The organism is Litoreibacter janthinus (genome assembly GCF_900111945.1).
In the GTDB taxonomy this organism is placed as follows: Bacteria; Pseudomonadota; Alphaproteobacteria; order Rhodobacterales; family Rhodobacteraceae; genus Litoreibacter; species Litoreibacter janthinus.
Window position 1 is genome coordinate 242,272 of sequence record NZ_FOYO01000001.1, and the last position, 12,616, is coordinate 254,887.

Here is a 12,616-nt window from a genome sequence, read left to right on the forward strand (position 1 = left end):
CGCCCAAAATGACCGTCACTCGCTTCGCTCCGTCGCCCACCGGCTACATTCACGTAGGCAACCTGCGCACCGCGCTGTTCAACTACCTGATCGCCCGCAAGGCAGGGGGCCAGTTCATCCTGCGCCTTGACGACACCGACCCTGTGCGCTCGACACAGGAATACGCGGACGCGATCAAGGTCGATCTGGAGTGGCTCGGCATCGAGTGGGACCGCGTGGAAACACAATCTTCCCGCATCGAACGCTACTTGGCCGCTGCGGACGAGCTGCGCACGAAAGGTCGCTTCTACGAGGCGTTTGAAACGCCGACCGAACTGGATCTGAAGCGCAAAAAGCAGCTGAACATGGGCAAGCCGCCGGTCTATGATCGTGCCGCACTAAGCCTGTCCGATGACGAGAAAGCCGCCCTGCGGTCCGAGCGTGGCGACGGCGTCTGGCGGTTCAAGCTGGATCAGGAACGTATCGAGTGGGTCGACGGTATCCTTGGCGACATCTCCATCGACGCTGCATCAGTGTCTGACCCCGTTTTGATCCGTGGCGACGGGCAAATCCTGTATACGCTGGCCTCCGTTGTCGATGACACTGAAATGGGTGTTACCAATGTTGTGCGTGGTTCCGACCACGTGACCAACACCGCGACTCAAATCCAGATCATTCAGGCGCTTGGCGGCACGGTCCCCAGCTTCGCACACCATTCGCTTCTGACCGGCCCGCAGGGCGAGGCATTGTCCAAGCGCCTTGGCACGCTGTCTTTGCGCGATCTGCGCGACGCAGGTGTCGAGCCGATGGCCCTGCTCTCGCATATGGCGCGCCTTGGCTCCGCCGATCCGGTCGAGTTGCGCGCGTCCATGGACGAATTGGTCGAAGGATTCGACCTGAACAAGTTCGGCTCCGCCCCGACCAAGTTCGACGAGCAAGACCTGTTCCCTCTGACGGCCCGCCACCTGCATGGCCAAAGCACCGCAGAGGTCAAAGCCGATCTCGATGCCCTATCTATTCCAGCGGACAAGCAAGACGCGTTCTGGACCGTCGCCCGCGAGAACATCACCACCCGCAAGGATATCGCTGGTTGGTGGGATTTGTGCGTGAACGGCGCCGATCCGGTGATTGATGACGAGGACAAGGACTTCGTGGTCGACGCTTTGGCGATGCTGCCCGACGGCCCCTACACCGAAACCAGCTGGGCTGAATGGACCGCTGCCGTGAAGGACGCCACTGGCCGCAAGGGTCGTGGATTGTTCATGCCTCTGCGCAAAGCGCTCACCGGTATGAACCACGGCCCCGACATGGGCGCGCTGATGCCGCTTCTGCAAAAGGTCAAAGCAAAGGGCTAGGCCGCCGCTTCGTCATGAGCCGCATTTGACGCCGTGCCGGGCAACATCAGGGTGGCAGACAGACACGGTTTCACCACTATACTGCCAAGTGCAGCCAACATCCTATCCTGTGCTGCCCTTCAGTCTGGAGACAGCACGCTATGGAAACTCACAATATTGCGATCAGGCAAGCAGGACCTGATGAAAGCGATGCAGTGGCGGCGATTGCACGAACGTCCCGAGAGCATTTCTTGCCTTACCTGCCAAAGCTGCACTCGTTTGAGGGCGACAAGAAATTTTATCGCAACAGGGTCTTCCCAGAATGCGAGGTTTGGGTCGCGACGGACAATCAAAAGCTTGTGGGGTTTTGTGCGTTCAAAGAAGGCTGGGTCGAGCACCTCTACCTGCTTCCGACGCATGTCGGCAAAACGCTCGGCGAAACGCTTCTGACGAAGGCGAAAGAACACCACACGTTCCTGCAACTCTGGGTCTTTCAGCGCAACCTGCGTGCCATCGGTTTTTATGAGCGCCATGGGTTTCGGAAGGTCAAGGAAACCGACGGTGCCGCCAATGAAGAAAAGCTTCCCGATGCTTTGCTCGAATGGCGCGGTCTTCCGTAAAACCGGCCCTGCTCGAAGCCCAGCATCTGGCGAAAGACCAACCGCTGCGCGCGTGACGTCGAAACCGCCGTTTCAGTCGAATCGACTAGCTGCCGCTCATCCAGCCGCGCAACATAGCCAGTGCGGCGGGGCTGTCCCATTCCGCGTCACCCTTCATACGAGCGACTTCGCGGCCGTCCGGACCGATCAGCACCGTCAAGGGCAGACTGCTGCCGCCGATATCGCGCATCAGCGCCATTTTGGGGTCAAACAACTTCGGCAGATGGCTAATGCCCTTATCCACAAAGAACTTGTCCACGGCTGGCTTTGAATTGCGGCCAGTGGCTATCGTGACGACCTCGAATTGAGCGCCGCCAAGTTTAGCGTCCAACCGCTCCAGCGACGGCATCTCTTTGACGCAAGGCGCACACCACAAGGCCCAGAAGTTCAGCAGCACGTGTTTGCCCCGATAGTCCGAAAGGGTCACCGCATTGCCGTCGGCATCGGTGACGGCGGTTTCAGGCACCGCACGGGACTCCCCGTGCAGTTGCAATTTGGCCAAATCGCCCTCGGCCAGGGTGAAGAGCGCATTGGTATCAGCAACAGCAGGGTTTGCACCTGCGGCTAGGCCCGCGTATAGCACCAAGAGCTTCAAAAACCGCATTTCATTACTCCAAAGAGCCAGTCCATGACCGACCAGACAAAAGACGCATCCAACGCCATGTGGGGCGGGCGCTTCGCCGCCGGTCCAGACGCCATTATGGAAGCCATCAATGCCTCCATCGGTTTCGACCAGCGGTTCGCCCGCCAAGACATTGAGGGCTCCCGCGCCCATGCCGCCATGCTCGGCGCCAAAGGCATTATTACGGGTAACGATGCGGAGACGATCAGGGAAGGCCTCCTCACGGTCTTGTCAGAAATCGAGACCGGAAAGTTCCAGTTTTCAACGGCTCTGGAAGACATTCACATGAACGTAGAGGCGCGCCTGCGCGAAGTGATCGGAGAACCCGCCGGCCGATTGCATACAGGGCGTTCCCGAAATGACCAGGTTGCACTGGATTTCCGGCTTTGGGTGCGTGACCAAGTGGACGCTTCTATTGTTGCCATTCAGGCGCTGCAAAAGGCGCTTGTCGCGCAGGCAGAGGCTGGTGCCGACTGGGTTATGCCCGGCTTCACTCATCTGCAAACCGCGCAACCTGTAACATGGGGCCACCACATGCTGGCCTATGTCGAAATGTTGGGCCGCGATGTGTCGCGATTTGCCGACGCGCGGGCCCGTATGAACGAATCGCCTCTTGGCGCTGCCGCACTTGCTGGCACGTCTTTCCCCATCGACCGTGATATGACCGCCGCCGCGTTGGGCTTCGACCGCCCTGCTGCCAACTCGCTTGATGCTGTGGCCGACCGCGACTTCGTTTTGGACTTCCTCGGGGCCGCGTCGATCTGTGCAATGCACCTGTCGCGCCTGTCGGAGGAGTTGGTGATCTGGTCCTCTGCCCAGTTCCGGTTCGTAACGCTCAGCGACCGCTTCTCTACCGGCTCGTCGATAATGCCGCAGAAGAAGAACCCTGACGCCGCTGAGTTGATCCGCGCAAAGATCGGCCGCATCTACGGGGCCAACACCGCGCTGATGATCGTGATGAAGGGCCTTCCCATGACCTATTCCAAGGACATGCAGGAAGACAAGGAAATGACCTTTGATGCCGCCGACAGTCTGATGCTGGCGCTGGCCGCGATGACCGGCATGGTTGCCGACATGACTGCCAACCAGCCAGAGCTCGAAAAGGCTGCGGCCTCTGGGTTCTCCACGGCGACCGATTTGGCGGACTGGTTGGTGCGCACTCTTGATATGCCCTTCCGTGAGGCACACCATGTCACTGGGTCGCTCGTTAAGATTGCCGAAGACAGGGGCTGTGATCTACCCGACCTGAGCCTTGCTGACATGACCGGCGTCCATGCTAAGATCACCCGCGACGTCTTTGATGTGTTAGGGGTCCATAACTCGGTCTCCAGCCGCACCAGCTACGGGGGCACCGCGCCGGACAACGTGCGGGCCCAAGTCGCCCTCTGGAAGGAGAAACTGGGATGAAATACACAATCACACTGGTCGCAGCAGCGCTGATGCTTGCTGCGTGTGGCATCGACGGCGAGCCGAGCACGCCCGAACCTGCCGCCAAATCGAAAACCGGTATCAGCATTACCGGACGCGCCGAAGTCGGTGTCCGGAAAAAGTGGTAGAAACCGCCTCCCGCCACCACAAATAGGCGATCCCCCGCCGCTACAACCGCTTGCAAATAGACAGCGGCGCAGGTGAAGTGAATAAAGGGCGCGGGCAGCGCGCCGCGCAAAGGGTAAGTGAGACCATGGAAAAGATCCCTATGACCCCGAAAGGGTTCAAAGCGCTCGACGGCGAGCTAAAAAACCTGAAGGTGGTGGAACGCCCCGCCATCATCAAGGCAATCTCCGAGGCGCGCGAACACGGCGACCTGTCGGAAAACGCGGAATATCATTCTGCTAAGGAAAAGCAGTCCTTCATCGAGGGCCGCATCAAGGAACTCGAAGGCATGATCAGTTTGGCGCAAGTCATTGACCCTGCCACGCTATCCGGCCCCATAAAGTTTGGGGCGACCGTCAAGCTGGTCGACGAAGACACCGAAGAAGAAAAAACCTACCAGATTGTGGGCGAACAAGAGGCCGACATCCATAACGGCCTGCTCAACATCGCATCGCCTCTGGCCCGTGCCCTGATCGGCAAGGAAGAAGGCGACAGCGTCGAGGTAAAGACCCCCGGCGGCACCAAAGACTACGAGATTCTGGAAATCAAATACGCCTGAGAACGGCAGCAGAGACACCGAAGACATGTCAGACCAACAGCCAGAGATCATCACGGACAAACCCTTGGATTTGGGGGTCTACGCCCGCCCGGACCGCGGGCTGGCTGCGGCGGATATCATTGCCATCGTCTTGTCCGCGATGTGGCTGGTGGCCGTTGGCATCTACTTCTTCGTCTTGTCACCTGCCGAAGAAACCACTCGCGGCGGCTTTGTCGTGGCGATGCTGGCGATCTTCCTGCCCATCGCGCTGATCTGGATCGGGGCCACCGTCGTCAAGACCGCCCGCGTGATGCGCGAGGAAGCCTCGCGGTTGCAATCGGCCATCGACGCCATGCGTCAGGCCTATGTCACCCAAGCGCAAACCTCCGGCATGGGCATCAAACCCGCTGTGGAGCGCAAGCTCGACGAAATCGCGTCGGCCACCAAACAGACCCAAAACGCCATGGCGACCTTCGCCACATCGCGCCAGTCGATTGTGGAGCAAACGCCGTCGCAACCCGCGCTGATCAAGCTTGGCGTTTCCGCTGACAGCCAGCCGGGTCTGGCCCTTGGCACCCCGCCCGAGGCGATGAGCCCCCCGCTGTCGGTCGATGATTTTATCGGCGCGCTCGACTTTCCCGAAGACGAGAATGACATGGAAGGCTTCCGCAAGCTGCGCCGTGCGCTGGCTGATCACGAAAGCTCAAAACTGGTGCGCGCGTCGCAAGACGTCCTGACGCTGCTCAGCCAAGACGGCATCTATATGGATGACCTGACGCCCGACCGCTCTCGCCCCGAACTGTGGCGCCAGTTTGCCAAAGGCGAGCGCGGGACAGCCGTTGCAGGGATCGGTGGCGTGCATGATCGTTCGTCATTGGCGCTGGCCTCGGGCCGGATGCGGTCCGACGCCGTGTTTCGCGATGCAGTCCACCACTTCTTGCGCCAGTTTGACAAAACCTTCGCCCGTTTCGCCGAAGGTGCCAGCGATCAGGACATAACCAAACTGGCCGATACCCGCACCGCACGCTGCTTCATGCTGCTCGGTCGCGTCACGGGAACCTTCGACTAGGCGCGGCGTTCGAACGTCGGGGGCCTTTCGCGTTGCCCGCCCCTGCCCCGCTCAGCGCCAACGCGCCCGCCTGCGGTCACAGCCCCCACTGGAACCCCGTGGCCTTTTCCGACACGTCCCACAGCTTTGTCATGACAACCTTGTCATAGGCATGTGGGTTCAACGTGCCTTTTCCAACCGGCCCGACAAATTCCATGCGGCCAGTCGGCCCGTAGAGCGCCCGCTGCTCCAGCCCTGTTTCGGTCGCGCACATAACTTCCGGATACGCCCCTTTTTCGGCGGTTTGCACCATCGGCGACTTGCTCATCAGCCACCATGCCAGTCGGGTCATAAGCCCCCCGCTTGTGCTGATCAGAGATGTTGCAGAGGAGCCAGGGTGGCAAACATAGACGCCTACTCTTTTGCCTGCTGTCTTGATGCGATCCTGCAACTCATAGGCAAACATCATCTGCGCCAGCTTGGATTGGCTGTAGACCGCGTTGGCGCTGTAGTTTTTGTCCCAGTTCATATCGTCGAACTGGATCGTTTTGATCCCCAGATTGTACCCCAAGCTGGCCACCACGACAATCCGGCCATGAGTCACTTCGATGCGGTCAAATAGCATTCCGCACAACACGAAATGGCCGTAGTGGTTGGTGCCCAATTGGCTTTCGAAACCGTCGACTGTCAGGTGCTGGGTCGGCACCTGCGCGATAGCGGCGTTGCAGATCAGCGCGTCGATGCGGGCGGTTGTTGCCAGCACCTCCGCCGCCGCGCCGCGCACGCTTGCAAGGTCAGACAGGTCCATGCGGACAAAGCTGATGTCGGCACTTGGCCCGAACTCTTCTTTCAGCTCTTTAACGGCGGCGGTGGATTTTTCGGTGCTGCGGTTCAGCATAACCACCTTCGCCCCCTTTGACAAAACTATGCGGCTCGCCTGGAACCCCGCACCGGCATTCCCGCCCGTGATAACATAGGTTTTGCCCTCAAGAGAGCCGAGCCGTTCGGGGGTCCAGCCATTTGGTCCGAAGGTCAGGTCAGGCATTGTCATTCTCCTTGTGCTGCGGGCGGTCCGGCCCTTTGCAATACGTGTCTTTCTTGAACTGCAAATAACTCTCGTGATTGTTAAAAAATAGATCATATAGTCCCGATTACTTGCCTGATTGTATCAACAGGGTTGCGGACGCTTATCAGTACGCTCTAGATTCGCGGTATGAGCAAAACGCAGATCAAGCAGCTTATCGCCTCGCGCACTCACACCGACGGGTTGACCGAAACCGGCATAAGGGGCGTGCGCCTGTTTCGGGCAACGCGGTCCATCCCCTGTGTGCCGGCAGTCTATGAGCCCTGCGTCGTCGCCATTGTGAGCGGGGCCAAAGAAGCCGTCTTCGATGGCAACAGATATGTGTATGACGACAGCCAATACCTGTGCTGCCCGATGTCGATGCCGGTCAAGGCGGGCACGCCCTCTGCCTCTGCCGATCACCCTCTTTATGGTGTGTTCATCTCGCTCGACCCGCAGCTGATGACAGTGCTGGCGCTGGACATGGAAACCGCTGGAGGGGCGCTGCCGACAGGCAAAGGCGGCCCGCCCGCACAGGGTATCCAGCTGGCCAGCTGGGACGACAACTTTACCGATGCGCTGGTGCGGCTGCTGGCCCTCGGGGCGAGCCAGACAGATACGGCCGTCCTTGGGGCCGCCCGATTGCGAGAGGTGTATTATGCAATCCTCAAGGGCGAGGCAGGGGTATTTGCGCGGCAGGCCTTCGGCGCCGGAAACGCCATTGCGCGCTCCATCGCAGATGTGTCTGCCAAACTGGATGCGCCGATCTCAATTGATGATATGGCCACCCGCGCAGGCATGAGCAGAGCCGCGTTCCACCGCAAGTTCAAGCAGGTGACCACGATGGCTCCGATCCAATTCGTAAAGTCGATGCGGCTGAACAACGCCGCGATGAAGATTGCCTCGGGGGTGACCGTGAACGAGGCCGCGCTGGATGTCGGCTATGCCAGCCCGTCCCAGTTCAGCCGGGAGTTCAAGCGCATGTATGGCCAGTCGCCGCGCCAATGGGGGGCCGCCCAACACCTTCCGGCGGGAATGGCCATGGGGTCAGAGGGCTGACCGCACCATTGTCGTGGCCTTGCGGAACCCGAACACGCGATGAAACGGCCATGCGTCCACCTCGCCGCGGGGGGTGAAACCTTCGCGTTCATACAGCGCCCGTGCGCGGGGGTTTTTGTCGATCACATCCAGCCGGACCTCGGTGTAGCCGTGATCGCGCGCGTGACCAAGGATGGCGCCCAGCAGCGCCGTGCCAACACCTTTGCCCCGCGCGGCCTCATCCACGAATATTCCGTCCATCAGCAACTGCCCGTCTTCCAGTTTGCGTTCCAATCGGTCAAGGACAAGCCCGCGCCAGACGCCGCCGAACGTTCCGTAGATCGGCGTCAGGTCGGACAGGCCACCCGCCACCAAGCCGCCGTCTGATGTTTTAAAACCCGCCACGCCCAGCAGCTGCCCGTCTTCAATTGCGCTGATGGCAAATTCCGGCTGGAGCACCCGCCTGATGAACCGGAGCCCCTTATCTTCGGGCCCCAAAATCGACCCCAGCTTGTCAGAAAACGCCCCCCAGAAAAGCCGCGACACGTGATCTCGCTGCGACTCCAGAAAGCCGTGCTTCATCTGCATCACAAGCCAAAGCTCCCATAAGGCAGGTAGCGCACCAGATCCCCGCGCGCGATCAGCGCTTCCCCATCAGGAAGCTCCACCAGCCCGTCCGACCAACTCAACCCCGAAATCCGGCCAGACCCTTCGGAGGCGAAAACCTCAACCCCGTCCGGCCCCATGCGGGCGCGCAAAAACTCACGCCGACCAGGCTTTTTTCGCTTCTCGAAGGCCGCCGGAACCATAAACCCCTGCGGCACTGAAAACGTGGCCCCCGCCAGTTTCAGGCAAGCCGGCCGCGCAAAGATCAAGGCACAGACAAAGGCCGCCACGGGATTGCCCGGCAGCCCGAACACAGGAACACCCTGCCATAAGGCCAAAGCCAACGGGCGTCCGGGCTTCAATGCGATGCGCCACGCCTGCAAATTGCCCTGCTCTCGCAGCAGCGCCGAGACGTGGTCCTCGTCCCCCGCCGACGCCCCGCCAGAGGTCAGGATCACGTCGCACCGCGTCGCAGCGTCGTCCAGCCGCGCCTTTAGCGCAGCGCGGTCGTCGCGCACATGCCCCAGATCAACCGCCTCGAACCCCCAACACCCCGCCAGTTGCAACAGCATCGGGCGGTTCGCGTCATACGTCCTGTCGGTCGGGGCATCTTGTGAGGGCTCGACCAATTCATCGCCAGTGGACAGCACGCCCACGCGCAGCCGTTCAAACACAGGCACCTGATCAACGCCCAAGGCTGCCAGCAACCCCGCATCCTGCGCCCGCACAACATGGCCCGCATCGAACACATGCCCGCCCGCAGCGACGTCTTCGCCCGCCTTGCGGGTATTGGCACGCGCTTTGACAGGCCCGCGAAACGCCACATGGGTTGCGGTGACGCTGCAATCTTCTTCCAGCACCACCGTGTCGACGCCTTCAGGCAGCACAGCTCCAGTCAGCACACGTAGTGCGGAGCCATGCGGAACTTCCCCCGAATACGCACCGCCCGCCGCCGCGCGACCGTGCAGCAAGGGCATCACCTGATCGCCCTCGCCTGTGGCCGCATGGGCAAAACCATAGCCATCCACAGCCGAGTTCGGTGCGGGCGGGTTGGAGCGCCGCGCCATGACAGGAGCAGCCACCACACGCCCCGAGGCCTGCGCGTGCGAGACGTGTTCGACCCCCACAATCGGCGTTAACGCCGCCTCCAAACGTGCCAAGGCGTCGTCAACCGGGGTCCAGTCAACGCCAGCGGGCAACGCAAAACAATCGTCACGCAGTTTGGGTGGTCTGGGCAAATCCTGCGGTCGCATCGCGGCCTCCAATATGTCTTCGGCACCCACGCCTAAAATCCAACCCTCAGCGCCAGTGCCTTCCCCGGCGCTCAAGGCTTGGCTCAGCGTTCCGTCAGCATCCATTACCGCCATGGCGTTTGCCACCGCGCGCACTTGGCCCGCATCCTTGATCTCGTCACTTGGAAAGCTCTTGGCCAACAATGAGGGCCAGATCTCCACCAACCCCACGGCGCCGTCCAGAGGCTCGAACGGCCACACCTTCGCATCAAAGCGCCGTCTTAGGCGCGCCAGAACCGGTAAGCCCATCATGACCTGAGACCCTACAGACCCTGCGCCCGCCATCTGCCAGCAGGTGAAGCTGCCCTTGGCGCGGGTCTCCACTGCGCGACGTTCCGCAAATCCCTGATACGTCCGATCGCGCCCCTTGCGGGGCAGGTGCGGGATGTCGCGCTTCAGGCTGTTGAACCAGAACGGGCCGATATCCGGGAGGCTTGCGTTGATCTCTCCAGCCAGATCAAAGCGGTTGTTGGTCTTGGGCGCGTCCTCGACGCGAGCCTCGAACCAATCCCACAGCGCCAGCGCATCGTCAGTCCCTGTCAGATGCTTGGCGAAACCCTCAGGATAGCCAAAGGGAAAATCAAAGCCGATGCAAACCCGCCGCCCCGCCTCAGCCTCAAGCCGCGCGGACAGCCAGTCTTCGGCCACCTGACGATTGCGCAAATAGACGGGGTCTTCACCCGCTACACAGGCCCAGATCGCGTCGGCTTTGGGCGTAGCTCCACGGTCATTCCCGCCCGACCAATCCACCGCGATATGAGTATCGAAGAGGCTCACAGCCCGACGCGGGCCAGTATAAAATCGGCAATAGCGGTTGTGTCGTCCAGATGCAGCACCGGCACAGAAACCTCCGGCGCGGAATCCGAGGCGACAGCCACAATCGTATCATCCCCCGGAGCAATCAACGGCTGACCCGTGGCGGCACGATGCGCCTCGATCTTGTCATGCCCTTCGCGCTTGTAGCCTTCGATCAGCACCAGATCGACAGGTTCCAGCTTGCCCAGCAGCTCTGTCAGAGACGGTTCGTCTTCGCCACGCAGTTCCGACATCAATGCCCAACGGTTGCGCGAGGCGAGGATCACCTGAGAGGCGCCTGCCACGCGATGCCGGTGGCTGTCTTTCCCCTCGTGATCCACGTCGAACGAGTGGTGCGCGTGCTTCAAGGTGGACACGCTCAGGCCCCTCCCTGTGATCTCGGACACCAGCCGTTCCATCAGCCCTGTCTTGCCGGAGTTTTTCCAGCCCGTGACGCCAAATACCTTCATAGCAACCCTTCCGCCCGCGCCATGTCTTCGGGCGTGTTAACGTTGAAAAACGGATCGAACGGAGTGGCCGAAAACTCGGCAGTCGCGGTGCCGTGCCTGTCCGTCCACGCAACCACTTTGCGCACGCCCTCAGCCAATGCGGCGCGCAAGTCATGGCGCAAATCCACGGGCCAGAGACCGAATGTCGGATGCCGCGCCATGCCCCGTTCGGGGTCAGGTGTCGCGGCCAGTGCGATCGGTGCCTTGTCCGAGGCCAGCAGCAAACGCGGCACCAGATCGCACGGGAAGAACGGCGTGTCGGCCGCCGCCGTGACGATATGACTGTGTCCGCGCGCCGCGGCCCAGTCCATTCCGGCCAGCACACCTGCCAAAGGGCCAGGATACTCTGCCACACTATCCGCAATGACGGGCAAGCCGAAGTCAGAGAACCGCACCACGTCACCATTGGCGTTCAACGCGACCTCGGCCACCTGCGGCTCCAAACGAGCGATGACGCGGGCCAGCAACGTCTCGCCGCCCAAGCACAGCAAGCCTTTGTCACCGCCGCCCATGCGCCGCGACTGACCGCCTGCCAAAATTACGCCTGCGGGTTGTTTCACAATATCGCCTCCACTGTGGAACCGAGGTGAAGCGCAAATTCCAGACCGTAACTGATCACGCTGCCCCCTTCCGGCCCGACTTCTTCGGCTCGTCCGCTACTTTTGACAGGTCCGCGTCCCAGACCAGACGTTCCGCACCCGACAGGCACACAAAGCGTTGCCCGCGCATCCGGCCAATCAAGGTCAGCCCGACTTGCTGCGCAATCTCCACGCCCCAAGCAGTGAAGCCGGAGCGCGATACCAATACCGGAATCCCCATCAGCGCGGTCTTGATCACCATCTCGGAGGTCAGCCGTCCCGTGGTATAAAGCACCTTATCGGCGGCCTCAGCGCCGTTCAGTGCCATCCAGCCGGACACCTTGTCCACGGCGTTATGGCGGCCCACGTCCTCCATATAGACCAGCGGTCGATCCCCTTGGCACAGCACGGTGCCGTGTATCGCGCCTGCGGTCAGATACAGGGACGGAACCGTGTTGATCGCTTTGGCCAAGGCATAAAGCTCCGACGTGCGCACCTGCGCAGAAGGAAGCGTCAGCCCCTCCAGCCCTTCCATCATGTCGCCAAACACCGTTCCTACAGCGCAGCCGGAGGTGCGCGTCTTCTTGGCCAGCTTTTCTTCGTGGTCGGTCACCACGGCGGTGCGGACCACAACGGTGGCAATCTCATCGTCATAATCGATGCCGGTAACCTCATCGTCCGGCCCAATCATCCCCTGATTGCGCAAGAATCCCAGCGCCAGATATTCGGGATAGTCGCCTATGGTCATGGCGGTGACGATCTCGCGGGAGTTGAGGTAGATCGTCAGGGGCCGTTCCTCGACCACACGGATCTCGGTCTCGCGGCCTTCGTGGTCGGTGCCCACAACGGCGCGGGTCAAACCCGGTCGGTCAGGATCTGGGGCCAGAAGCCAGCCGTGATCCGATGTATCACCATTTGCCATTTGAACCCTCTCCCAAGGCGCATTAGCACTGTTCAGGTCG

At 61.1% G+C, this 12,616-nt stretch carries 14 protein-coding genes; 7 read left to right on the forward strand and 7 right to left on the reverse strand.

The features are described 5' to 3' along the window. Positions 1–8 precede the first annotated feature (8 nt). Positions 9–1,334 (forward strand): glutamate--tRNA ligase, encoded by a 1,326-nt coding sequence (gene gltX / locus BM352_RS01235; protein WP_090211455.1) that lies wholly within the window; start codon positions 9–11, stop codon positions 1,332–1,334. A 140-nt stretch (positions 1,335–1,474) separates the two neighbouring features. Then, positions 1,475–1,933 (forward strand): GNAT family N-acetyltransferase, encoded by a 459-nt coding sequence (locus BM352_RS01240; protein WP_090211458.1) that lies wholly within the window; start codon positions 1,475–1,477, stop codon positions 1,931–1,933. Positions 1,934–2,018: 85 nt separating this feature from the next. Here the strand turns inward: BM352_RS01240 and BM352_RS01245 are convergent, their stop codons facing one another. Beyond that, a complete protein-coding gene (locus BM352_RS01245; RefSeq protein WP_090211461.1) occupies positions 2,019–2,576 on the reverse strand; it encodes a TlpA disulfide reductase family protein in 558 nt (185 codons plus the stop codon). Positions 2,577–2,600: 24 nt separating this feature from the next. On the opposite strand from BM352_RS01245, the gene argH reads away from it, so the two are divergent. From argH to BM352_RS01260, 4 genes are all read left to right on the forward strand, one after another. Then, positions 2,601–4,001 carry an argininosuccinate lyase gene (gene argH, locus BM352_RS01250; RefSeq protein ID WP_090211464.1) on the forward strand — a complete coding sequence of 467 codons (1,401 nt, stop codon included), beginning with the start codon at positions 2,601–2,603 and terminating at the stop codon, positions 3,999–4,001. Next, a complete protein-coding gene (locus BM352_RS18740; RefSeq protein WP_139229769.1) occupies positions 3,998–4,150 on the forward strand; it encodes an argininosuccinate lyase in 153 nt (50 codons plus the stop codon). Before argH ends, BM352_RS18740 begins: the two co-directional genes overlap by 4 nt. 125 nt (positions 4,151–4,275) lie before the next feature. Further along, positions 4,276–4,746, forward strand: a complete 471-nt coding sequence (greA, locus tag BM352_RS01255) for a transcription elongation factor GreA (RefSeq protein ID WP_090211467.1) — start codon at positions 4,276–4,278, stop codon at positions 4,744–4,746. A gap of 25 nt (positions 4,747–4,771) precedes the next feature. After that, a complete protein-coding gene (locus BM352_RS01260; RefSeq protein WP_090211469.1) occupies positions 4,772–5,794 on the forward strand; it encodes a hypothetical protein in 1,023 nt (340 codons plus the stop codon). 76 nt (positions 5,795–5,870) lie between these two features. On the opposite strand, the gene BM352_RS01265 is transcribed toward BM352_RS01260, so the two are convergent. Next, the gene (locus BM352_RS01265) at positions 5,871–6,818 is read right to left on the reverse strand and encodes an SDR family oxidoreductase (RefSeq protein WP_090211471.1); all 948 of its coding nucleotides are present in this window, start codon (positions 6,816–6,818) and stop codon (positions 5,871–5,873) included. A 168-nt stretch (positions 6,819–6,986) separates the two neighbouring features. Between BM352_RS01265 and BM352_RS01270 the strand changes: the two genes are divergently transcribed. Then, the gene (locus BM352_RS01270; protein ID WP_090211474.1) at positions 6,987–7,895 is read left to right on the forward strand and encodes an AraC family transcriptional regulator; all 909 of its coding nucleotides are present in this window, start codon (positions 6,987–6,989) and stop codon (positions 7,893–7,895) included. Here BM352_RS01270 and BM352_RS01275 read toward each other — a convergent pair. From BM352_RS01275 to fdhD, 5 genes are read right to left on the reverse strand one after another with little or no spacing between them, the layout of a single operon-like run. Next, a complete protein-coding gene (locus BM352_RS01275) occupies positions 7,884–8,462 on the reverse strand; it encodes a GNAT family N-acetyltransferase (RefSeq protein ID WP_090211476.1) in 579 nt (192 codons plus the stop codon). The genes BM352_RS01270 and BM352_RS01275 overlap by 12 nt on opposite strands. Next, positions 8,462–10,549, reverse strand: a complete 2,088-nt coding sequence (locus BM352_RS01280; protein WP_090211478.1) for a molybdopterin-binding protein — start codon at positions 10,547–10,549, stop codon at positions 8,462–8,464. Before BM352_RS01280 ends, BM352_RS01275 begins: the two co-directional genes overlap by 1 nt. Then, a complete protein-coding gene (gene mobB, locus BM352_RS01285; protein ID WP_090211484.1) occupies positions 10,546–11,037 on the reverse strand; it encodes a molybdopterin-guanine dinucleotide biosynthesis protein B in 492 nt (163 codons plus the stop codon). Before mobB ends, BM352_RS01280 begins: the two co-directional genes overlap by 4 nt. After that, positions 11,034–11,636 carry a molybdenum cofactor guanylyltransferase MobA gene (gene mobA / locus BM352_RS01290; protein ID WP_090211487.1) on the reverse strand — a complete coding sequence of 201 codons (603 nt, stop codon included), beginning with the start codon at positions 11,634–11,636 and terminating at the stop codon, positions 11,034–11,036. Before mobA ends, mobB begins: the two co-directional genes overlap by 4 nt. Before the next feature lie 55 nt (positions 11,637–11,691). Further along, positions 11,692–12,576 carry a formate dehydrogenase accessory sulfurtransferase FdhD gene (gene fdhD, locus BM352_RS01295; RefSeq protein WP_090211490.1) on the reverse strand — a complete coding sequence of 295 codons (885 nt, stop codon included), beginning with the start codon at positions 12,574–12,576 and terminating at the stop codon, positions 11,692–11,694. Between the last annotated feature and the right edge of the window lie 40 nt (positions 12,577–12,616).

Coding starts and splice junctions, on each gene's coding strand:
- BM352_RS01240 (WP_090211458.1), top strand. CDS start 1,475: ATGGAAACTCACAATATTGCGATCAGGCAAGCAGGACCTGATGAAAGC.
- BM352_RS01245 (WP_090211461.1), bottom strand. CDS start 2,576: ATGCGGTTTTTGAAGCTCTTGGTGCTATACGCGGGCCTAGCCGCAGGT.
- fdhD (WP_090211490.1), bottom strand. CDS start 12,576: ATGGCAAATGGTGATACATCGGATCACGGCTGGCTTCTGGCCCCAGAT.
- greA (WP_090211467.1), top strand. CDS start 4,276: ATGGAAAAGATCCCTATGACCCCGAAAGGGTTCAAAGCGCTCGACGGC.
- gltX (WP_090211455.1), top strand. CDS start 9: ATGACCGTCACTCGCTTCGCTCCGTCGCCCACCGGCTACATTCACGTA.
- BM352_RS01270 (WP_090211474.1), top strand. CDS start 6,987: ATGAGCAAAACGCAGATCAAGCAGCTTATCGCCTCGCGCACTCACACC.
- BM352_RS18740 (WP_139229769.1), top strand. CDS start 3,998: ATGAAATACACAATCACACTGGTCGCAGCAGCGCTGATGCTTGCTGCG.
- mobB (WP_090211484.1), bottom strand. CDS start 11,037: ATGAAGGTATTTGGCGTCACGGGCTGGAAAAACTCCGGCAAGACAGGG.
- BM352_RS01265 (WP_090211471.1), bottom strand. CDS start 6,818: ATGCCTGACCTGACCTTCGGACCAAATGGCTGGACCCCCGAACGGCTC.
- argH (WP_090211464.1), top strand. CDS start 2,601: ATGACCGACCAGACAAAAGACGCATCCAACGCCATGTGGGGCGGGCGC.
- BM352_RS01275 (WP_090211476.1), bottom strand. CDS start 8,462: ATGCAGATGAAGCACGGCTTTCTGGAGTCGCAGCGAGATCACGTGTCG.
- BM352_RS01260 (WP_090211469.1), top strand. CDS start 4,772: ATGTCAGACCAACAGCCAGAGATCATCACGGACAAACCCTTGGATTTG.